This is a genomic window from Nocardia cyriacigeorgica (genome assembly GCF_010858045.1).
GTDB lineage: Bacteria > Actinomycetota > Actinomycetes > Mycobacteriales > Mycobacteriaceae > Nocardia > Nocardia cyriacigeorgica_E.
Genome location: NZ_JAAGVC010000112.1, coordinates 1 through 472, shown reverse-complemented (window position 1 = coordinate 472; position 472 = coordinate 1). Strand labels below are relative to the sequence as shown.

Sequence of the window (472 nt, the reverse complement as noted above, 5' to 3'; positions counted from 1 at the left end):
CCCTTGGCCTGAGGAGGCGGGCGGATGGATGACGCCAGCGAATCCCCCGCGGCTCAGATCATAGGTATTCTTCTGAACAGCGTTGCCGGCATTGCCTTCGACAACGGTGACGCTGTTCCCGTTTCGCGCAACCACCATACCGATGTGGTTCTGGTGCCCCCAGACAATCAGATCGCCTGGTTGTGCAGTGGATATCTTGCCATGAAGTCCTTTTTGCCCCGCCTGTGCCCAGACTGAAGACACACTATTCTTCTGATTGCCGCGCCAGAATGACTTGGCGCTGGGTGTGATGCCCGCTTTCTCCCACAGCCATGTCGCGAAGGATGAGCACCAAGCGCCATCGCGGCCGTAGATGTCATAGATGTCGTATTCTTTTCCAGGCACATAGTTGGAACTTCCATCTTCCCGTGTGCCCACCTCGCTTATCGCGAGCGTTATCGCGTCAGCGATCGGACCCTGCCCGGTATTAGGG

Annotated in this window: 1 protein-coding gene; it reads right to left on the bottom strand. The window is 57.4% G+C overall.

The annotated features are described in order from the left end of the window. Positions 1-417, bottom strand: a 417-nt coding sequence (locus GV790_RS28945; RefSeq protein WP_163817996.1) for a CHAP domain-containing protein, incomplete at its 3' end; no start/stop codon positions are given. Positions 418-472: the final 55 nt, after the last annotated feature.